16 protein-coding genes are annotated in these 18,869 nt (G+C 70.1%); 2 read left to right on the top strand and 14 right to left on the bottom strand.

Annotated features, from left to right (window positions below; genetic code table 11):
- Positions 1–162 precede the first annotated feature (162 nt).
- Positions 163–1,389 (top strand): fumarylacetoacetase, encoded by a 1,227-nt coding sequence (gene fahA, locus ACZ51I_RS23280; RefSeq protein WP_468879014.1) that lies wholly within the window; start codon positions 163–165, stop codon positions 1,387–1,389.
- A 62-nt stretch (positions 1,390–1,451) separates the two neighbouring features.
- On the opposite strand, the gene nuoN is transcribed toward fahA, so the two are convergent.
- The 14 genes from nuoN to ACZ51I_RS23210 are packed head-to-tail and all read right to left on the bottom strand — an operon-like array spanning position 1,452 to position 17,249.
- Positions 1,452–3,113 (bottom strand): NADH-quinone oxidoreductase subunit NuoN, encoded by a 1,662-nt coding sequence (gene nuoN, locus ACZ51I_RS23275; protein ID WP_468879012.1) that lies wholly within the window; start codon positions 3,111–3,113, stop codon positions 1,452–1,454.
- Positions 3,110–4,708: an NADH-quinone oxidoreductase subunit M gene (locus tag ACZ51I_RS23270; protein ID WP_468879009.1), complete on the bottom strand. Its 1,599-nt coding sequence runs from the start codon at positions 4,706–4,708 to the stop codon at positions 3,110–3,112. Before ACZ51I_RS23270 ends, nuoN begins: the two co-directional genes overlap by 4 nt.
- Positions 4,709–4,713: 5 nt before the next feature.
- Entirely contained in the window at positions 4,714–6,651 is a 1,938-nt protein-coding gene (nuoL, locus tag ACZ51I_RS23265; protein WP_468879007.1) for an NADH-quinone oxidoreductase subunit L, read from the bottom strand.
- A gap of 10 nt (positions 6,652–6,661) precedes the next feature.
- Positions 6,662–6,961: an NADH-quinone oxidoreductase subunit NuoK gene (nuoK, locus tag ACZ51I_RS23260; RefSeq protein ID WP_468879004.1), complete on the bottom strand. Its 300-nt coding sequence runs from the start codon at positions 6,959–6,961 to the stop codon at positions 6,662–6,664.
- Entirely contained in the window at positions 6,958–7,776 is an 819-nt protein-coding gene (locus tag ACZ51I_RS23255) for an NADH-quinone oxidoreductase subunit J (protein ID WP_468879002.1), read from the bottom strand. The genes nuoK and ACZ51I_RS23255 overlap by 4 nt, the downstream gene beginning before the upstream one ends.
- Positions 7,773–8,369: an NADH-quinone oxidoreductase subunit NuoI gene (gene nuoI / locus ACZ51I_RS23250; protein ID WP_468878999.1), complete on the bottom strand. Its 597-nt coding sequence runs from the start codon at positions 8,367–8,369 to the stop codon at positions 7,773–7,775. The genes ACZ51I_RS23255 and nuoI overlap by 4 nt, the downstream gene beginning before the upstream one ends.
- Positions 8,344–9,708 carry an NADH-quinone oxidoreductase subunit NuoH gene (nuoH, locus tag ACZ51I_RS23245; RefSeq protein ID WP_468878997.1) on the bottom strand — a complete coding sequence of 455 codons (1,365 nt, stop codon included), beginning with the start codon at positions 9,706–9,708 and terminating at the stop codon, positions 8,344–8,346. The genes nuoI and nuoH overlap by 26 nt, the downstream gene beginning before the upstream one ends.
- Positions 9,705–12,185: an NADH-quinone oxidoreductase subunit G gene (locus tag ACZ51I_RS23240; protein ID WP_468878994.1), complete on the bottom strand. Its 2,481-nt coding sequence runs from the start codon at positions 12,183–12,185 to the stop codon at positions 9,705–9,707. The genes nuoH and ACZ51I_RS23240 overlap by 4 nt, the downstream gene beginning before the upstream one ends.
- Positions 12,182–13,531 carry an NADH-quinone oxidoreductase subunit NuoF gene (nuoF, locus tag ACZ51I_RS23235; RefSeq protein ID WP_468878992.1) on the bottom strand — a complete coding sequence of 450 codons (1,350 nt, stop codon included), beginning with the start codon at positions 13,529–13,531 and terminating at the stop codon, positions 12,182–12,184. The genes ACZ51I_RS23240 and nuoF overlap by 4 nt, the downstream gene beginning before the upstream one ends.
- A complete protein-coding gene (gene nuoE / locus ACZ51I_RS23230) occupies positions 13,531–14,271 on the bottom strand; it encodes an NADH-quinone oxidoreductase subunit NuoE (protein ID WP_468878989.1) in 741 nt (246 codons plus the stop codon). Before nuoE ends, nuoF begins: the two co-directional genes overlap by 1 nt.
- A complete protein-coding gene (locus ACZ51I_RS23225) occupies positions 14,268–15,590 on the bottom strand; it encodes an NADH-quinone oxidoreductase subunit D (RefSeq protein WP_468878986.1) in 1,323 nt (440 codons plus the stop codon). The genes nuoE and ACZ51I_RS23225 overlap by 4 nt, the downstream gene beginning before the upstream one ends.
- Positions 15,590–16,321, bottom strand: coding sequence for an NADH-quinone oxidoreductase subunit C (locus tag ACZ51I_RS23220; RefSeq protein WP_468878984.1), 732 nt, complete (start codon positions 16,319–16,321; stop codon positions 15,590–15,592). Before ACZ51I_RS23220 ends, ACZ51I_RS23225 begins: the two co-directional genes overlap by 1 nt.
- Entirely contained in the window at positions 16,318–16,872 is a 555-nt protein-coding gene (locus tag ACZ51I_RS23215) for a NuoB/complex I 20 kDa subunit family protein (protein ID WP_024756031.1), read from the bottom strand. Before ACZ51I_RS23215 ends, ACZ51I_RS23220 begins: the two co-directional genes overlap by 4 nt.
- Before the next feature lie 17 nt (positions 16,873–16,889).
- Positions 16,890–17,249, bottom strand: a complete 360-nt coding sequence (locus tag ACZ51I_RS23210) for an NADH-quinone oxidoreductase subunit A (protein WP_019888619.1) — start codon at positions 17,247–17,249, stop codon at positions 16,890–16,892.
- Between the two features lie 670 nt (positions 17,250–17,919).
- Here ACZ51I_RS23210 and ACZ51I_RS23205 point away from each other — a divergent pair.
- Positions 17,920–18,798 (top strand): C40 family peptidase, encoded by an 879-nt coding sequence (locus ACZ51I_RS23205; RefSeq protein ID WP_468878981.1) that lies wholly within the window; start codon positions 17,920–17,922, stop codon positions 18,796–18,798.
- Positions 18,799–18,869: the final 71 nt, after the last annotated feature.

Genomic DNA, 18,869 nt, shown 5'->3' with positions numbered 1-18,869 from the left:
CGCAGCTCGTCGGGGCGTTCGCGAGCTGCCGGGAGCACAAACCGCGCGTATGCGCGCAGTTGCCCACGGAGGCCGCGCTTTCTGTGTGATCCATGTCATCCGCGCCCGGCGGCCCGCCCCGTAACGTGTCCCCCACACACGTGGAAAGCGAGGCACGCACCGATGTCCGAGCACAGCCCGCTCGACCTGGCCGAGGGCGACCCCTTCGGCCCGCACAACCTCCCGTACGGCGTCTTCTCGACCGCCGACGAGCCCGGGCGGCGCCGGCTCGGCGTCCGGATCGGCGGGCACGTCCTGGACGCGGGTGCCGCGGCGCACGCGCTCGGCTCCCCGTACGCGGCGCTGCTCGCGCAGCCGAGCCTCAACCCGCTGCTCGCGGCGGGCCGGACGGCCTGGCGGGACGTCCGCCGGGCGCTGACGGCCTGGGTGACGGTGCCCGCGCACCGGGCGGACATCGAGCCGCTGCTGCACCCGCTGGACGCGGTGACCCTGCACCTGCCGTACGAGGTCGCGGACTACGTCGACTTCTACGCGAGCGAGCACCACGCGACGAACGTGGGCCGCATCTTCCGCCCGGACGGCGACGCGCTCACCCCCAACTGGAAGCATCTGCCGATCGGTTACCACGGGCGCGCGGGCACGGTCGTGGTGTCCGGCACCGATGTCGTACGCCCTTCCGGGCAGCGCAAGGCCCCGTCGGACCCGGCCCCGGTCTTCGGCCCCTCGGTCAAGCTGGACATCGAGGCGGAGGTCGGTTTCCTGGTCGGCACCCCGTCCGAGCTCGGCCGGCCCGTCCCGCTCTCCGACTTCCGGGAGCACGTCTTCGGCCTGACGCTGCTCAACGACTGGTCGGCGCGGGACGTGCAGGCCTGGGAGTACGTGCCGCTGGGCCCGTTCCTCGGCAAGTCGTTCCAGACGTCGGTCTCGGCGTGGGTGACGCCGCTGGAGGCCCTGGACGCGGCCCGGACCGCGCCGCCCGCGCGGGACTTTCCCCTCCTGCCGTACCTGGACGACTCGGCCGAGGAGGAGCCGGGCGGCTTCGACCTGCGGATCTCGGTGGAGATCAACGGCGAGGTGGTGGCGGAGCCGCCGTTCTCCTCGATGTACTGGACGGCGGCCCAGCAGCTCGCCCACATGACGGTGAACGGCGCCTCGCTCCGCACCGGCGACCTGTACGGCTCGGGCACGGTCTCCGGCCCCGAGGTGAACCAGCGCGGCTCGCTCCTGGAACTCACCTGGAACGGCCGCGACGCCCTCGACCTCCCGGGCGGCAAGCGCACGTTCCTGGAGGACGGCGACGAGGTCACCCTCACGGCCTGGGCCCCGGGCCCGGACGGCACCCGCGTGGCCCTCGGCGAGGTCCGCGGCCGGATCGTCCCCTCGGCCTGAGCCCGTACGACGAGGGGCCCGGCTCGCCCCCGAGCCGGGCCCCTCGCGCGTACCGTCCGCCGCTACCGGACGAACGTGCTCGCCTGGTTCGCCAGGTCCAGGAAGTACTGCGGGGCCAGGCCGAGGACCAGGGTGACCGCGACGCCCGCCGTGATCGTGAGGCTCGTCAGGGCCGAGGGCACGGCGACCGTGGGGCCGTCCGCCTTCGGTTCGCTGAAGAACATGAGCACGATGACCCGGATGTAGAAGAACGCGGCGATCGCCGAGGAGATCACACCGACCACCACGAGGGCGCCCGCGCCGCCGTCCGCCGCCGCCTTGAATACAGCGAACTTGCCGGAGAAGCCGGAGGTCAGCGGGATGCCGGCGAAGGCGAGCAGGAAGACGGCGAAGACGGCCGCGACGAGCGGTGAACGGCGGCCGAGTCCGGCCCACTTGGAGAGGTGGGTGGCCTCGCCGCCCGCGTCGCGGACGAGGGTGACGACGGCGAACGCGCCGATCGTCACGAAGGAGTACGCCCCCAGGTAGAAGAGGACGGACGAGATCCCGCTCGGGGTCGCCGCGATGACGCCCGCGAGCAGGAAGCCCGCGTGCGCGATGGACGAGTACGCCAGGAGCCGCTTGATGTCCGTCTGGGTGATGGCGACGATCGCACCGCCCAGCATGGTGACGATGGCGACGCCCCACATGACCGGGCGCCAGTCCCAGGTGAGACCGGGGAGCACCACGTACAGCAGGCGGAGCAGCGCGCCGAAGGCGGCGACCTTGGTGGCGGCGGCCATGAAGCCGGTGACCGGGGTCGGGGCGCCCTGGTAGACGTCGGGGGTCCACATGTGGAACGGCACGGCGCCGACCTTGAAGAGGAGCCCCATGAGGACCATGGCGAAGCCGATGAGCAGCAGCGCGTCGTTGCCCATGGTGTCGGCGAGCGCCGGGTCGACGGAGCCGATCGAGCCGTCGACGACGCGGGCGATGGTGGCGTACGAGACGGAGCCGGCGTAGCCGTAGAGCAGGGCGATCCCGAAGAGCAGGAAGGCCGAGGAGAAGGCGCCGAGCAGGAAGTACTTGACGGCCGCCTCCTGCGACATCAGCCGCTTGCGGCGGGCGACGGCGCAGAGCAGGTACAGCGGGAGGGAGAAGACCTCCAGGGCGACGAAGAGCGTCAGGAGGTCGTTGGCGGCCGGGAAGACCAGCATGCCGGCGATCGCGAAGAGCGCGAGCGGGAAGACCTCGGTGGTGGTGAACCCCGCCTTGACGGCGGCCTTCTCCTGCTCGCTGCCGGGGACGGCGGCGGCCTCGGCGGCGAAGGAGTCGACCCTGTGGCCGTGGTCGGCCGGGTCGAGCCTGCGCTCGGCGAAGGTGAAGATCGCCACGATGGAGGCGAGGAGAATGGTGCCCTGGAGGAAGAGGGCGGGTCCGTCGACGGCGATGGCGCCCATGGCCGCGATGTGGGCCTTGGTGGAGCCGTAGCCGCCGGCCGCCAGGCCGACGACGGCGGCGAAGGCGGCGGCGAGGGCGAGGACGGACAGGAAGACCTGGCCGAGGTAGCGGGCCCTGCGGGGCGCGAAGGCCTCGACGAGGACGCTGAGGATCGCGGCGCCGAGCACGATGAGTACGGGTGAGAGCTGGGTGTACTCGATGTGGGGCGCCGGGATCTTCTCCAGCGGCCCGGCTGCGGTCGTCCACAGGCTGTGGACGGAGGGTGCGACGGCGGATGTGCTCACTTGGCCGCCTCCACGTTCTGGATCGAAGGCTGGGGGTCCTTCTGCTGGACGTCGGACATGGTGTGCCGCACGGCCGGGTTGACGACGTCCGTCAGCGGCTTCGGGAAGACCCCGAGGAAGATCAGGACGGCGATCAGCGGGACGACCACGGCCAGTTCGCGCGCCTTCAGGTCGGGCAGCGCCCGCACCTCCTCCTTCACCGGCCCGGTCATCGTCCGCTGGTAGAGGACGAGGGTGTAGAGCGCGGCGAGGACGATGCCGGTGGTGGCGATGATCCCGGCCACCGGGTAGCGGGCGAAGGTGCCGACCAGGACCAGGAACTCGCTGACGAACGGGGCGAGTCCGGGCAGCGACAGGGTCGCGAGACCGCCGATCAGGAAGGTGCCGGCGAGTACCGGGGCGACCTTCTGCACACCGCCGTAGTCGGCGATGAGCCGCGAGCCGCGCCGGGAGATCAGGAAGCCGGCGACGAGCATGAGCGCGGCGGTCGAGATGCCGTGGTTGACCATGTAGAGCGTGGCGCCGGACTGGCCCTGGCTGGTCATCGCGAAGATGCCCAGGATGATGAAGCCGAAGTGCGAGATCGACGCGTAGGCGACCAGGCGCTTGATGTCCCGCTGGCCGACGGCGACCAGCGCCCCGTAGACGATGCTGATCAGGGCGAGGACGACGATCGCGGGCGTGGCCCACTTCGACGCCTCGGGGAAGAGCCCGAGGCAGAAGCGGAGCATCGCGAAGGTGCCGACCTTGTCGACGACGGCCGTGATGAGGACGGCGACCGGGGCGGTGGCCTCCCCCATCGCGTTCGGCAGCCAGGTGTGCAGCGGCCACAGCGGCGCCTTCACCGCGAAGGCGAAGAAGAAGCCGAGGAACAGCCACCGTTCGGTGCTGGTCGCCATCTCCAGTGAGCCGTCGGCCCGGGCCGCGGTGATCTCGGTGAGCGAGAAGTTCCCCGCGACCACGTAGAGCCCGATGACGGCGGCCAGCATGATCAGGCCGCCGACGAGGTTGTAGAGGAGGAACTTGACCGCCGCGTACGAGCGCTGGGCCGCCGCGTTCTCGTCGGAGCCCGCGTGCGCGCGGTCGCCGAAGCCGCCGATGAGGAAGTACATCGGGATGAGCATGGCTTCGAAGAGGATGTAGAAGAGGAAGACGTCGGTGGCCTCGAAGGAGAGGATCACCATCGCCTCGACCATGAGGATCAGGGCGAAGAAGCCCTGCGTCGGCCGCCACCGCCTGGACGAGGTCTCCAGGGGGTCGGCGTCGTGCCAGCCGGCCAGGATCACGAACGGGATCAGCAGGGCGGTGAGCGCGAGGAGCGCCACCCCGATGCCGTCGACGCCGAGTTCGTACCGGACGCCGAAGTCCTTGATCCAGGAGTACGACTCGACGAGCTGGTACCGGTCGCCGCCCGGCTCGAAGCGCGCGAAGACGACGGCGGCGAGCACGAGCGTGACGAGCGAGACGAGCAGCGCCAGCCACTTGGCGGCGGTGCGGCGGGCGGCGGGGACGGCCGCGGTGAGGACCGCGCCGACCGCCGGAACCGCCGCCGTCGCCGTGAGGAGCGGGAAGCCCGCGTTGACCACTTGGGACATGGGAGTCACACCGCCCTCATCAGCAGGGTCGCGGCGATCAGCACCGCCGTACCTCCGAACATGGAGACCGCGTACGTGCGGGCGTAGCCGTTCTGGAGCTTGCGCAGCCGGCCGGAGAGTCCGCCGACGGCGGCCGCGGTGCCGTTGACGACGCCGTCGACCAGGCTGTGGTCGACGTAGACCAGCGAGCGGGTCAGGTGGGTGCCGCCGGTGACGAAGACGGCGTGGTTGAAGTCGTCCTGGAGCAGGTCGCGGCGGGCGGCCCGGGTGAGCAGCGAGCCCCGCGGGGCGACCACCGGGACGGGCCTGCGGCCGTACTGGAGGTACGCGAGTCCGACGCCGATCACCATGACGGCGACGGTGGCGGCGGTGACGGCGGCGGCGCTGATCGGCGCGTGGCCGTGCTCGAAGCCGGTGACCGGCTCCAGCCACTCGACGAACCCGGCGAACTCGAAGAAGGCGCCCGCGGCGACCGAGCCGACGGCCAGCAGGACCATCGGGATCACCATGGACTTGGGCGACTCGTGCGGGTGGGGCATGGCACCCGGCGCGTGCTCGGCGGCCGGCTCGGCGCCGGGTGCCTCGTCGGCGTCGGGCGCCGGCTGCCAGCGCTTCTCGCCGAAGAAGGTCATCAGCATCACGCGGGTCATGTAGTACGCGGTGATGGCCGCGCCCAGCAGGGTGACCGTGCCGAGGATCCAGCCCTCGGTGCCGCCCTTGGCGAAGGCCGCCTCGATGATCTTGTCCTTGGAGAAGAAGCCGGACAGGCCCGGGAAGCCGATGATCGCGAGGTAGCCGAGGCCGAAGGTGACGAAGGTGACCGGCATGTACTTCCGCAGGCCGCCGTACTTGCGCATGTCGACCTCGTCGTTCATGCCGTGCATGACGGATCCCGCGCCGAGGAACAGCCCGGCCTTGAAGAAGCCGTGCGTCACCAGGTGCATGATCGCGAAGACGTAGCCGATGGGGCCGAGACCTGCCGCCAGGATCATGTATCCGATCTGCGACATCGTCGAGCCGGCGAGGGCCTTCTTGATGTCGTCCTTCGCGCAACCGACGATCGCACCGAAGAGGAGCGTGACGGCGCCGACCACGGTGACCACGAGCTGGGCGTCCGGCGCCGCGTTGAAGATGTCGGCGGAGCGGACGATCAGGTAGACACCGGCGGTCACCATCGTGGCCGCGTGGATGAGGGCCGAGACCGGGGTCGGGCCCTCCATCGCGTCCCCGAGCCAGGACTGCAGCGGCACCTGGGCCGACTTGCCGCAGGCGGCGAGGAGCAGCATCAGGCCGATCGCGGTCAGCGTGCCCTGGGAGGCCTGGCCGGTCGCCGCGAGCACCGGCCCGAAGGCGAAGGTGCCGAAGGTGGTGAACATGATCATGATGGCGATCGAGAGGCCCATGTCGCCGACCCGGTTGACCAGGAAGGCCTTCTTCGCGGCGGTGGCCGCGGTGGGCTTGTGCTGCCAGAAGCCGATCAGGAGGTACGAGGCGAGGCCGACGCCCTCCCAGCCGAAGTACAGGAGCAGGTAGTTGTCGGCGAGGACGAGCAGGAGCATCGCCGCGACGAACAGGTTCAGGTAGCCGAAGAACCGGCGGCGGCGCTCGTCGTGCTCCATGTATCCGATGGAGTAGACGTGGATGAGCGTGCCCACCCCGGTGATCAGCAGGACGAAGGTCATCGACAGCTGGTCGAGCTGGAAGGCCATGTCCGCCTGGAAGCCCTCGACGGGGATCCAGGTGAAGAGCCGCTGGTGAAGGGCCCGGTCGTCGGCGCTCTTGCCGAGCATGTCGGCGAAGAGCGCCAGACCGATCAGGAAGGAGACGCCCGCGAGCAGCGTGCCGATCCAGTGCCCGGTCCTGTCGAGCCGCCGCCCCCCGAGGAGCAGAACGGCCGCTCCGAGCAGAGGCGCCCCGATGAGCAGCGCAATGAGATTTTCCACGGTCAGCCCCTTACAGCTTCATCAGGCTGGCGTCGTCGACCGAGGCCGAGTGGCGGGCACGGAAGACGGACACGATGATCGCGAGCCCGACGACGACCTCCGCGGCGGCGACGACCATCGTGAAGAACGCGATGACCTGGCCGTCGAGATTGCCGTGCATACGGGAGAAGGTGACGAACGCGAGGTTGCAGGCGTTGAGCATCAGCTCGACGCACATGAACAGGACGATCGCGTTGCGCCGGATCAGGACCCCGGCCGCACCGATGGTGAACAGCAGGGCGGCGAGGTACAGGTAGTTGACGGGGTTCACCGGGAGGCCTCCTCTTCACGGCCCAGACGCTCCGACGACCGCTGCTCCAGGGCCTTGAGGTCCGAGAGGGCCTCGGTGGAGACGTCCCGGATCTGGCCGCGCTTGCGCAGGGTCTGCATGACGGTGAGCTCCGCCGGGGTGCCGTCGGGCAGCAGACCGGCGACGTCCACGGCGTTGTGCCGGGCGTACACACCGGGGGCGGGCAGCGGCGGCACGTGCGTGCCCTCGCGGACCCGCTGCTCGGACAGCTCGCGCTGGGTGCGGGCCCGCTCGGTCCGCTCCCGGTGGGTCAGCACCATCGCGCCGACGGCCGCCGTGATCAGCAGCGCGCCGGTGATCTCGAACGCGAAGACGTACTTGGTGAAGATGAGGGCGGCGAGGCCCTCGACGTTCCCGCCGTGCGCGCTGTTGGCCACGCCCAGTCCGGCGAACTCCGTCAGCGAGGCGTTGCCGATGCCGGCGGCGAGCAGGATGCCGAAGCCGAGGCCGCAGGCGACCGCCAGCCAGCGCTGGCCCTTGAGGGTCTCCTTCAGCGAGTCAGCGGCCGTGACACCGACCAGCATGACGACGAAGAGGAAGAGCATCATGATCGCGCCGGTGTAGACGACGATCTGGACGATGCCGAGGAAGTACGCGCCGTTCGCCAGGTAGAAGACCGCGAGGACGATCATCGTGCCGGCGAGGGAGAGCGCGGAGTGCACGGCCTTCCGCATCAGGATCGTGGACAGCGCGCCGACGACGGCGACGGTGCCGAGGACCCAGAACTGGAAGGCCTCACCGGTCGAGGTCGCGTAGGCCGCGAGGTTGGCGCTCATGCGTCCGCCCCCTCCGGCTCGCCCTTCTCCCCCTTGGACACGGCGACCTGACGGACGGTCCCGGGCGCCGCCTCGACGACGAGCCCCCGGTAGTAGTCCTGCTCGGTCATGCCCGGGAAGATCGCGTGCGGGGTGTCGACCATGGTCTCCTCCAGGCCCGCGAGGAGCTGCTCCTTGGTGTAGATCAGGTTCTCGCGGGAGGAGTCGGCCAGTTCGAACTCGTTGGTCATCGTCAGCGCGCGCGTGGGGCACGCCTCGATGCACAGCCCGCAGAGGATGCAGCGGGCGTAGTTGATCTGGTAGACGCGGCCGTACCGCTCGCCCGGCGAGTAGCGCTCCTCGTCGGTGTTGTCCGCGCCCTCCACGTAGATGGCGTCGGCGGGACAGGCCCAGGCGCACAGCTCGCAGCCGACGCACTTCTCCAGACCGTCGGGGTGACGGTTGAGCTGGTGCCGGCCGTGGAAGCGCGGCGCCGTCGTCTTCTGCTGCTCCGGGTACTGCTCGGTCAGCCGCTTCTTGAACATGGCCTTGAAGGTCACGCCGAATCCGGCCACCGGATTCTGGAAATCAGACACCGTCCGTCTCCTTTCCATCACTCGCAGTAGCAGTATCGGGTGCGCCACTGACAACGAGGTCCCGGTCGTACCGTGACCTGCGCCGGGGCACGGGCGGCAGGGACTGTCCAGGCTTGGGCGGTACGGGGAACCCGCCGGCCATCGGGTCGAAGGAGCGCGCGTCGGCGGGCCCGTCCGCGGCCGCCTTCGCCTTCCGGTCGCGGAACACGTCGACGAGGAAGGAGAGGAGCAGCAGCGCGAGGACGGCGCCGGCCACGTACAGGACGATGTTCGAGAAGGCGATGTTCTCGTTCCGCAGCGCGCGGACGGTGGCGACCAGCATCAGCCAGACCACGGCGACCGGGATGAGGACCTTCCAGCCGAGCTTCATCAGCTGGTCGTAGCGGACGCGGGGCAGGGTGCCGCGGAGCCAGATGAAGAAGAACAGCAGCAACTGCACCTTGACGACGAACCAGAGCATCGGCCACCAGCCGTGGTTCGCGCCCTCCCAGAAGGTGGAGACCGGGTACGGGGCCCGCCAGCCGCCCAAGAAGAGGGTCACCGACACGGCCGAGACCGTCACCATGTTCACGTACTCGGCAAGCATGAACATCGCGAACTTGATGGAGGAGTACTCGGTGTTGAAGCCGCCGACGAGGTCGCCCTCGGACTCCGGCATGTCGAAGGGGGCGCGGTTCGTCTCGCCGACCATCGTGACGATGTAGATGATGAACGAGACCGGCAGCAGGATCACGAACCAGCGGTCCGCCTGCGCCTCGACGATCTTCGAGGTCGACATCGACCCGGAGTAGAGGAAGACGGAGGCGAAGGCCGCGCCCATGGCGATCTCGTACGAGATCATCTGCGCGCAGGACCGGAGACCGCCGAGCAGCGGGTACGTGGATCCGGAGGACCAGCCGGCGAGGACGATGCCGTAGATGCCGACGGAGGCGACCGCGAGGACGTACAGCATCGCGATCGGCAGGTCGGTGAGCTGCATCGCGGTCCGGTGACCGAAGATCGAGATCTCGTTGCCGGCCGGGCCGAACGGGATCACGGCGATCGCCATGAAGGCGGGGATCGCGGCGATGATCGGGGCGAGGACGTAGACGACCTTGTCGGCCTTCTTGACGATCACGTCCTCCTTGAGCATCAGCTTGATGCCGTCCGCGAGGGACTGGAGGAGGCCCCAGGGGCCGTGCCGGTTGGGGCCGATGCGCAGCTGCATCCAGGCGACGACCTTGCGTTCCCACACGATGGAGAACAGCACGGTGATCATCAGGAAGGCGAAGCAGAAGACGGCCTTGATCAGGACGAGCCACCAGGGGTCCGTGCCGAACATGGACAGGTCTTCGGCGGCGAGGACGTTCGCGGTCATGCCTGCACCTCCTGCGGCGTCGCCGGACCGATGTGGACCAGGTCGCCGGGCTGGGCGCCGGTGTCGGAGAGGACGCCCCGGCCCGCCGAGTTCAGCGGGAGCCAGACGACCCGGTCGGGCATCTCGGTGACCTGGAGCGGGAAGGCGACGGAGCCCGCGGGGCCGGTCACCTCCAGGACGTCGCCGTCCTTGACCCCGGTGTCGGCGGCGGTGGCGGCGGAGAGCCGGGCGACCGCCGCGTGCCGGGTGCCGGCCAGGGCGGCGTCGCCCTCCTGGAGCCGGCCGAGGTCGAGCAGGAGCCGGTGTCCGGCGAGGACGGCCTCGCCGTCGCCGGCCCGGGGCGCGGCCTGTCCGGGCGAGGTGGGCTCGGAGGCCCGCTCCTCGGTCCAGCCGCCGAGCCGGTCCATCTCCCGCCGCGCGGACCGCAGGTCGGGCAGACCGAGGTGGGCGTCGAGGGCGTCGGCCAGCATGTGGAGCACGCGGGCGTCGCTCGGCGCGAGCGGCCGGGTCATCTGCTCGGGCTTGAGCGCGGCCTCGAAGAGCCGCGCCCTGCCCTCCCAGTTGAGGAAGGTGCCGGGCTTCTCGGCGACCGCCGCGACCGGCAGGATCACGTCGGCGCGTTCGGTGACCTCGCTCGGCCGCAGCTCCAGGGAGACCACGAAGGCCGCGTCGAGGGCCTCACGCGCGCGTGCCGGGTCCGGCAGGTCGGCGACCTCGACACCGGCGACGAGCAGCGCGCCGAGTTCGCCGGTGGCGGCGGCCTCCACGATCTGGCCGGTGTCGCGCCCGTAGCGGTGCGGGAGTTCGCGGACGCCCCAGGCGGCGGCGACCTCCTCACGTGCGCGGGGATCGGTCGCGGGCCGGCCGCCGGGCAGCAGCGCCGGGAGCGCGCCGGCCTCGACGGCTCCGCGTTCGCCGGCGCGGCGCGGGATCCACACGAGGCGGGCGCCGGTGGTGGCGGAGGCGCGCAGGGCGGCGGTGAGCGCGCCGGGCACGCCCGCGAGCCGCTCGCCGACGGCGAGGACCGCGCCCTCCTGGCGGAGGGCCTCGGCCGCGGCGGCGCCGTCCCCGGAGAGGCCGACCCGGGCGGTGAGGGCGTCGAGCCATTCGGTCTCGGTGCCGGGGGCGGCCGGCAGCAGGGTGCCGCCCGCCTTCTGCAGGCCCCGGGTGGCGAACGGGGCGACCGCGTACGTCTTCTGACCGTGCTTGCGCCAGGCCTTGCGGAGCCGCAGGAAGACGCCCGGGGCCTCCTCCTCGGACTCCAGGCCGACGAGGAGGACGGCGGGGGCGGCTTCGAGCGAGGTGTACGTGACGCCGCTGCCGTCCAGGTCGCGTCCGCGTCCGGCGACGACGGAGGCCAGGAAGTCGGCCTCCTCGCCGGAGTGGATCCGGGCCCGGAAGTCGATGTCGTTGGTGTCGAGGGCGACCCGGGCGAACTTGGCGTACGCGTAGGAGTCCTCGACGGTCAGCCGGCCGCCGGTCAGGACGCCGGTCCGGCCGCGGACGAGCCCGCGGGCGGCGGCCTCCAGGGCCTCGGGCCAGGAGGCCGGTTCGAGGACGCCCGCCTCGTTGCGCACCAGCGGGGTGGTGAGCCGGTCGCGCTGCTGGGCGTACCGGAAGGCGAAGCGGCCCTTGTCGCAGACCCACTCCTCGTTGACCTCCGGGTCCTCGGCGGCGAGCCGCCGCATGACCTTGCCGCGCCGGTGGTCGGTGCGGGTGGCGCAGCCGCCGGCGCAGTGCTCGCAGACGGACGGCGAGGAGACCAGGTCGAAGGGGCGGGAGCGGAAGCGGTAGGCCGCGGAGGTGAGGGCGCCGACCGGGCAGATCTGGATGGTGTTGCCGGAGAAGTACGACTCGAAGGGGTCGCCCTCGCCGGTGCCGACCTGCTGGAGCGCGCCGCGCTCGATGAGCTCGATCATCGGGTCGCCGGCGATCTGGTGGGAGAAGCGGGTGCAGCGGGCGCACAGGACGCACCGCTCGCGGTCGAGCAGCACCTGGGTGGAGATCGGGATCGGCTTCTCGTACGTCCGCTTGACGCCCTCGAAGCGGGACTCGGCCTGTCCGTGGGACAGCGCCTGGTTCTGCAGGGGGCACTCGCCGCCCTTGTCGCAGACCGGGCAGTCCAGCGGGTGGTTGATGAGCAGCAGCTCCATCACCCCGTGCTGGGCCTTCTCGGCGACGGGGCTGGTCAGCTGCGACTTCACCACCATGCCGTCGGTGCAGGTGATGGTGCAGGAGGCCATGGGCTTGCGCTGGCCCTCGACCTCGACGATGCACTGGCGGCAGGCGCCGGCGGGGTCGAGGAGCGGGTGGTCGCAGAAGCGCGGGATCTCGATGCCGAGCTGTTCGGCGGCGCGGATGACCAGCGTCCCCTTGGGGACGGAGATCTCGGCGCCGTCGATGGTCAGCGTGACGAGATCCTCGGGCGGTACGGGCGCGCTGCCGCCGCCGCTGGGGGTGGACGCGATGACGGTCATGCGGTCACCTCCTTGTGGTTGTCCGCCCAGGCGGTCGACTTGGCCGGGTCGAAGGGGCAGCCCTTGCCCGTGATGTGCTGCTCGTACTCCTCGCGGAAGTACTTGAGGGAGGAGAAGATCGGCGAGGCGGCGCCGTCGCCGAGGGCGCAGAACGACTTGCCGTTGATGTTGTCGGCGATGTCGTTGAGCTTGTCGAGGTCGGACAGGGTGCCCGCCCCGTGCTCGATGTCGCGGAGCAGCTGGACGAGCCAGTACGTGCCCTCGCGGCAGGGTGTGCACTTGCCGCAGGACTCGTGGGCGTAGAACTCGGTCCAGCGGGTGACGGCCCGGACGACGCAGGTGGTCTCGTCGAAGCACTGGAGGGCCTTGGTGCCGAGCATGGACCCGGCGGCGCCGACGCCCTCGTAGTCGAGGGGCACGTCGAGGTGCTCGTCGGTGAACATGGGGGTGGAGGAGCCGCCCGGGGTCCAGAACTTGAGCCGGTGACCGGGCCGCATGCCGCCGCTCATGTCGAGGAGCTGGCGCAGGGTGATGCCGAGGGGGGCCTCGTACTGGCCGGGCGAGGCGACGTGTCCGCTGAGCGAGTAGAGCGTGAAGCCGGGGGACTTCTCGCTGCCCATGGACGTGAACCAGTCCTTGCCCTTGTGCAGGATCGCGGGAACCGAGGCGATGGACTCGACGTTGTTCACCACAGTGGGGCAGGCGTACAGACCGGCGACCGCGGGGAAGGGGGGTCGCAGCCGGGGCTGGCCGCGGCGCCCTTCGAGCGAGTCGAGCAGCGCGGTCTCCTCACCGCAGATGTACGCGCCGGCGCCGGCGTGGACGGTGAGTTCGAGGTCGAGTCCGCTGCCGAGGATGTCCGTGCCGAGGTAGCCGGCGGCGTAGGCCTCGCGGACGGCCTCATGGAGGCGGCGCAGGACGGGGACGACCTCGCCGCGCAGGTAGATGAAGGCGTGGTGGGAGCGGATCGCGTAGCAGGCGATCACGATGCCCTCGATGAGGGAGTGCGGGTTGGCGAAGAGGAGGGGGATGTCCTTGCAGGTGCCGGGTTCGGACTCGTCGGCGTTGACGACGAGATAGTGCGGCTTGCCGTCGCCCTGCGGGATGAACTGCCACTTCATGCCGGTGGGGAAGCCCGCGCCGCCGCGTCCGCGGAGGCCGGATTCCTTGACGTACGCGATGAGGTCGTCGGGGCTCATCGCGAGGGCCCGCTTGAGGCCCTGGTAGCCGTCGTGGCGCTCGTAGGTCTCCAGGGTCCAGGAGTCGGGCTGGTCCCAGAAGGCCGAGAGGACGGGTGCGAGCAGCTTCTCGGGACTGCTGTTGTTGATCTCGGCGGCCAAGGTCATCACTCCCCCTCCTGACCGGAGGTCTCACCACGCGGGTGGACGATTCGGTGGTGCGGCTGCTCGCCCTTGGCCAGTCGCAGGCCGACGAGGGAGGCGGGTCCCGCCCCGCCGGTGGCCTCGACGGCGCCGGGGCGCTCGTCGGGGAAGCCGGCGAGGATGCGGGCCGTCTCCTTGAAGGTGCAGAGCGGGGCGCCGCGGGTGGGTTCGACGGTGCGGCCGGCCCGCAGGTCGTCGACCATCTTCTTGGCGGACTCGGGCGTCTGGTTGTCGAAGAACTCCCAGTTCACCATCACGACCGGCGCGAAGTCGCAGGCCGCGTTGCACTCGATGTGCTCCAGGGTGACCTTGCCGTCGGGGGTCGTCTCGTTGTTCCCGACGCCGAGGTGGGCCTTGAGCTCCTCGAAGATGGCGTCGCCGCCCATGACCGCGCAGAGCGTGTTGGTGCAGACGCCGACCTGGTAGTCGCCGGAGGGCTTGCGGCGGTACATGGTGTAGAAGGTGGCGACGGCGGTGACCTCGGCGGTGGTGAGGCCGAGGACGTCGGCGCAGAACTGCATGCCGGTGCGGGTCACGTAGCCCTCCTCCGACTGCACGAGGTGCAGCAGCGGCAGGAGCGCGGAGCGGGAGTCCGGGTAGCGGGCGATGATCGCCCGCGCGTCCTCCTCCAGGCGGGCGCGGACGTCCGCCGGGTACGCGGGGGCGGGAAGCTGGGGCATGCCCAGGCTGATCTGTTCGGTCATCGGTCGACGCCTCCCATCACGGGGTCGATGGAGGCGACGGCGACGATGACGTCGGCGACCTGGCCGCCCTCGCACATCGCGGCCATGGCCTGGAGGTTGGTGAAGGACGGGTCGCGGTAGTGGACCCGGTAGGGGCGGGTGCCTCCGTCGGAGACGACGTGGACGCCGAGCTCGCCCTTGGGTGACTCGACGGCCGCGTAGGCCTGTCCGGCCGGGACCCGGAAGCCCTCGGTGACCAGCTTGAAGTGGTGGATGAGGGCCTCCATGGAGGTGCCCATGATCTTCGCGATGTGGTCCATGGAGTTGCCGAGGCCGTCGGTGCCGAGCGCGAGCTGCGCGGGCCAGGCGATCTTCTTGTCGCCGACCATGACCGGGCCGGGCGCCAGGCGGTCGAGGCACTGCTCGACGATCCGCAGGGACTGCCGCATCTCCTCCAGGCGGACGAGGAAGCGTCCGTAGGAGTCGCAGGTGTCGGCGGTGGGGACGTCGAACTCGTAGTTCTCGTAGCCGCAGTACGGGTCGGTCTTGCGCAGGTCGTGCGGGAGGCCCGCCGAGCGCAGGATCGGTCCGGTGGCGCCGAGGGCCATGCAGCCGGTGAGGTCGAGGTAGCCGACGTCCTGCATGCGGGCCTTGAAGATGGGGTTGCCGGTGGCGAGCTTGTCGTACTCCGGCAGGTTCTTCTTCATGGTCTTCACGAACTCGCGGACGGCGTCGACGGCGCCGGGCGGGAGGTCCTGGGCGAGGCCGCCGGGGCGGATGAACGCGTGGTTCATGCGCAGGCCCGTGATCAGCTCGTACAGGTCCAGGATCATCTCGCGGTCCCGGAAGCCGTAGATCATGATCGTGGTGGCGCCGAGCTCCATGCCGCCGGTGGCGATGCAGACCAGGTGCGAGGAGAGCCGGTTGAGCTCCATGAGCAGGACGCGGATGACGCTGGCGCGGTCCGGGATCTGCTCGGTGATGCCGAGGAGCTTCTCCACGCCGAGGCAGTACGCCGTCTCGTTGTAGAACGAGGTGAGGTAGTCCATGCGGGTGACGAAGGTGGTGCCCTGCGTCCAGGTCCGGTATTCGAGGTTCTTCTCGATGCCGGTGTGGAGGTAGCCGATGCCGCAGCGGGCCTCGGTGACGGTCTCGCCGTCGATCTCCAGGATGAGCCGGAGCACGCCGTGGGTGGAGGGGTGCTGGGGGCCCATGTTGACGATGATGCGCTCGTCGTCGGCCTTCGCGGCGGACTGGACGACCTCTTCCCAGTCGCCGCCGGTCACCGTGTAGACGGTGCCTTCCGTGGTCTCGCGCGGAGACGCGTGTGAGGTGGACATCAGCTGTACGACCTCCGCTGGTCCGGAGCCGGGATCTGGGCGCCCTTGTACTCGACGGCGATGCCGCCGAGGGGGTAGTCCTTGCGCTGCGGGTGGCCCTGCCAGTCGTCCGGCATCATGATCCGGGTGAGGGCGGGGTGGCCGTCGAAGACGATGCCGAAGAAGTCGTACGTCTCGCGCTCGTGCCAGTCGTTCGTCGGGTAGACGGCGACGAGCGACGGGATGCGCGGGTCGGCGTCGGGGGCCGAGACCTCCAGGCGGATCAGCCGGCCGTGGGTGAGCGAGCGCAGGTGGTAGACGGCGTGCAGCTCGCGGCCCTTGTCACCGGGGTAGTGCACGCCGGAGACGCCGGTGCAGAGCTCGAAGCGGAGCGCCGGGTCGTCGCGCAGGGTGCGGGCCACGCGGACCAGGTGCTCGCGCTCGATGTGGAAGGTGAGCTCGCCGCGGTCGACGACCGTCTTCTCGATGGCGTTCCCGGGCAGGAGGCCCTGCTCCTCCAGGGCGCCCTCCAGCTCGTCGGCGACCTCGTCGAACCAGCCGCCGTACGGGCGGGTGGCCGGGCCGGGGAGGCGGATCGAGCGGACGAGGCCGCCGTAGCCGGAGGTGTCGGCGCCGCTCTGGGCGCCGAACATGCCGCGCTGGACGCGGACCTCCTCGCCGTGGTCCCCGCGCTGACCGGGCAGGTTCTGCTCGCTCAGCTCCTTCTCGGGGTTCGGAGTTTCGTCACTCACCGGAGCAGACCCTTCAACTCGATCGTCGGCAGCGCCTTGAGCGCGGCCTCCTCCGCCTCGCGGGCCGCCTCCTCGGCGTTCACGCCGAGCTTGGAGGTCTGGATCTTCTGGTGGAGCTTGAGGATCGCGTCCAGGAGCATCTCCGGACGCGGCGGGCAACCGGGCAGGTAGATGTCGACCGGCACGATGTGGTCGACGCCCTGCACGATCGCGTAGTTGTTGAACATGCCGCCCGAGGAGGCGCAGACGCCCATGGAGATGACCCACTTGGGGTTGGGCATCTGGTCGTAGACCTGCCTCAGGACGGGCGCCATCTTCTGGCTGACCCGGCCGGCCACGATCATCAGGTCGGCCTGGCGCGGCGAGCCGCGGAAGACCTCCATGCCGAAGCGGGCCAGGTCGTACCGGCCGGCTCCGGTGGTCATCATCTCGATGGCGCAGCAGGCGAGGCCGAAGGTCGCGGGGAACACGGACGCCTTGCGCACCCAGCCCGCGGCCTGTTCGACCGTCGTCAGCAGAAAGCCGCTCGGGAGTTTCTCTTCGAGTCCCATAGGTGCCCCTCAGCCCCTCAGTCCCATTCCAGGCCGCCACGTCGCCACACGTACGCGTAGGCGACGAAGACGGTGAGCACGAAGAGCAACATCTCCACGAGCCCGAAAAGCCCCAGGGCGTCGAAGGTGACGGCCCAGGGGTAGAGGAAGACGATCTCGATGTCGAAGACGATGAAGAGCATCGCCGTCAGGTAGTACTTGATCGGGAAGCGACCGCCCCCGGCGGGAGTGGGCGTCGGTTCGATGCCGCACTCGTATGCCTCAAGCTTCGCCCTGTTGTACCGCTTTGGCCCGATTAGCGTGGCCATGACCACGGAGAAGATCGCAAACCCCGCACCCAGGGCACCGAGCACGAGGACGGGCGCGTACGCATTCACGCTCCTCGCTCCTTCCAGTCGTCCTTGACCGTTGGACCGCACCACCGGACCGTGAAAGATCGCCCCCATGTGAGGCAGTTCACAAGCCCGACTGCCCCGCATCTTATGCCTGCCCCTCTGTGATCTGCGACACGGGGTACAGCAAGGACTTTGTGATCTCCACCACCTGACGAAGGATCATGAAGTCGGATGAGCGGTGATCTTGTTGCGCGAAGCGCCCAGGTGATCACCAGTTGTGACATCCGGACCGGAAATCGCTGCTCGGAAGGGGTGTCGCACTATCAAGCGATGGCCCATACAGGCAAATTGGCGGTGGGTGCGTCCGAGTGATAAAGGATCCGGCCGTCGCCCGGTCGGGGGGTCCGGCGGACGGAGGTGGACGCGACGACGGACACGTGCACGGATTCACGAGCCCGATGTGACCTGCGTCACGCCACAGGAGCTTCAAAAGAAGAGGGCTTGGCCATCGGCGTCAAGAGGTGGTAAGCGTCGGGCAATTCGGGCGTTTCAATGAAAACCCGTGATCACCGGCCGGATGACCCATGCCCGATTTGCCCGTTACGGCGTCAATAAGGTTGCCACGCAAGTGGATTCACAGGTTCCAGACGTAACTGTGGCGCAACCCACGTTTCTTGAAGGGAACCGTGAAGCCCTGATAGCGGTTGTACCCATGTCCCACACCGCTCACATACCCAGCCACCGGAAGCCCCGCCGCAGCGCCTCGAAGCTCGCGCTCCGCGCCGGAGTTGCCGGTGGCGTCCTCGGCACCATCGCGGTGGCCGGTGCTGCCGGGCCGGCGAATGCCGAGCCGGTGACCGAGACCATCGAAATGCCCACCCTGGGCACGCTCGACGCCTCCACCGGCCTCGCCAGCGCCGTCGCCGCCTCCGCCGAGGCCTCCCAGCAGGAGGCCCTCGACCAGAACCTCCGCACCCTGGAGGACGCGGCGCTGCAGAAGGCCGCCAAGGAGGCCAAGAAGGCCAAGGCCGAGGCCGAGCGCAAGGCCGCGGCCGAGCGCGCCGAAGAGGCCCGGCTCAAGGCCGAGCAGGAGCGCAAGGAGGCCGCCGAGCGCTCCTCCCGCGACGCCGTGCGCACCCAGCTCTCCACCACGAGCTCCTCGAACGACACCGGCTCGTCGTCGGACGACGGCGGCTCCACCGCCTCGGAGAGCGACACCCGGACGCAGGCCCCCTCCGGCTCCGCCGCCGCGATCGTGGCCTTCGCCCAGGCCCAGGTCGGCGACGCGTACGTCTCCGGCGGCACCGGCCCCAACTCCTGGGACTGCTCCGGACTCGTCCAGGCCGCCTACCGCGCGGCCGGCATCGACCTGCCCCGCATCTCGTACGAGCAGTCGAGCATGGGCACCTCCGTCTCCCTGAGCGACCTGCAGCCGGGCGACATCCTGTACTGGGGCAGCCGCAGCGGCTCGTACCACGTCGCCATCTACGTCGGCGGCGGCAAGTACGTCGGCGCGCAGAACCCGTCCACCGGCGTCGTCGAGCGCTCCCTGGACTGGGACACTCCCTCGGGCGCCGTGCGCATCCTCTGATCCCTGCGCCTTCAACGGTGAGAAGCCGTCACTCCTCGGGGGAGTGACGGCTTCTGCCCTGTCTGGCCACC

The organism is Streptomyces sp. NPDC034084 (genome assembly GCF_055575535.1).
Note: the sequence above shows the minus strand (reverse complement) of the source record. Positions and strands in the feature narration are given on the sequence as shown.

Coding starts and splice junctions, on each gene's coding strand:
- fahA (WP_468879014.1), top strand. CDS start 163: ATGTCCGAGCACAGCCCGCTCGACCTGGCCGAGGGCGACCCCTTCGGC.
- ACZ51I_RS23270 (WP_468879009.1), bottom strand. CDS start 4,708: ATGTCCCAAGTGGTCAACGCGGGCTTCCCGCTCCTCACGGCGACGGCG.
- ACZ51I_RS23255 (WP_468879002.1), bottom strand. CDS start 7,776: ATGAGCGCCAACCTCGCGGCCTACGCGACCTCGACCGGTGAGGCCTTC.
- nuoI (WP_468878999.1), bottom strand. CDS start 8,369: ATGGAAAGGAGACGGACGGTGTCTGATTTCCAGAATCCGGTGGCCGGA.
- nuoH (WP_468878997.1), bottom strand. CDS start 9,708: ATGACCGCGAACGTCCTCGCCGCCGAAGACCTGTCCATGTTCGGCACG.
- ACZ51I_RS23240 (WP_468878994.1), bottom strand. CDS start 12,185: ATGACCGTCATCGCGTCCACCCCCAGCGGCGGCGGCAGCGCGCCCGTA.
- nuoF (WP_468878992.1), bottom strand. CDS start 13,531: ATGACCTTGGCCGCCGAGATCAACAACAGCAGTCCCGAGAAGCTGCTC.
- nuoE (WP_468878989.1), bottom strand. CDS start 14,271: ATGACCGAACAGATCAGCCTGGGCATGCCCCAGCTTCCCGCCCCCGCG.
- ACZ51I_RS23225 (WP_468878986.1), bottom strand. CDS start 15,590: ATGTCCACCTCACACGCGTCTCCGCGCGAGACCACGGAAGGCACCGTC.
- ACZ51I_RS23215 (WP_024756031.1), bottom strand. CDS start 16,872: ATGGGACTCGAAGAGAAACTCCCGAGCGGCTTTCTGCTGACGACGGTC.
- ACZ51I_RS23205 (WP_468878981.1), top strand. CDS start 17,920: ATGTCCCACACCGCTCACATACCCAGCCACCGGAAGCCCCGCCGCAGC.